General features: G+C 50.1%; 1 protein-coding gene. It reads right to left on the bottom strand.

Annotation, left to right across the window (positions count from 1 at the left end):
* The coding region (locus ACFIQE_RS10625; protein WP_375707728.1) for a phage tail tape measure protein at positions 1 to 1,137 on the bottom strand (1,137 nt) is incomplete at both ends.

Below are 1,137 nucleotides of genomic sequence, written 5' to 3'. Positions count from 1 at the left end.
CTTTTGCCAATGGGAAGAGAGATCAAAAGCAGCAGCAATGATGTTTTTCCATTTGGTGATGGTTGCCGTATCGGCACCAAAAAAGCGCATGACGGCTTCAAAGGCACGCCCCCAAGCCCGAGATGCCCCCCGTGCAAAACCTTTGACAAAAGAAGAAAAACGATCCCAATATTTCCACAAAGCAAAACCAGCAGCAAGGATGACAGCCACAACAGCAGCAATGACCGCCCCGATCGGGGTAAAAATACCCCCCACAACAGAGGAAATAGCTGCCCCAACCACTTCGATCACTGTCCCCATCCAACCAAAAGAGGCAGCAAATGCACTTCCTGAGATAGCAATCCCCCGTAAAGCCCCGACCAACAAGGTCATGGGGAGTAAGAGTCGGAGTGAACTTGCCCCAAGACCCGCGGTTAGCAAGCCCAGCGAGCGCCCTGCGGCTGCTAAGCCCCGCCAGCTTGCAGAAAGACCACGACTAACAGCACCCATCTTGATAAAAGAGCCCATCAATTGAAGAAGCCCAAGGCGTGTTCCAGCGAGGGTAAAGCGCAACACGCGCAGAGCAATATTAAAAGCCATCAGAGCGGCAATGGTTTTGATGATGGCGCTTGTTAAAGTTGGGTGCGCATTCGCCCACGCCATAAGCCCATTGGTAAAATTGCCAACAGTTTCCATTAAACTGTTGAGGGGGGGCAGAAGCACTTCACCAATGCTAATCCCTAAAGCCACAATGCGGTTTTGTAAGAGTTCAAATTGCCGCATGGCACCGGTTGCTTGTTTGTCTGCTTCTTGTTCTACAGAGCCTTTAAAGACTTGTGGATCTTTCACATACTCTAAAGCTTGCCCTAACAATTCGGGATTGCCCACCAATTTGGCAAAATTACCAGTAAAATCGCGCCCAGCAATGGCAATCAGCGAGCGCATGCCCTGTTCGGATTTACCCAACACATTAAAAAAGCGTACCAAGGTGCCGGTGGCATCTTTGTCCAGATCTTGCATGAATTTTTCGCGAGAAAGCCCGATATTGGCAAAAGCATCTTCAATATGCTTGCCTCCTGCTTGAATGCGGGCACTCATGGCATTAAAACCACGCGCGGCACTCTCTGGAACAATCCCAGCAGAAATCATCGCTGTACC

Source organism: Bartonella sp. AA1HLJMS (assembly GCF_042197445.1).
Lineage (GTDB): Bacteria > Pseudomonadota > Alphaproteobacteria > Rhizobiales > Rhizobiaceae > Bartonella.
The sequence above is the reverse complement of the archived record's forward strand: the minus strand, read 5'-3'. Positions and strand labels throughout refer to the sequence as shown.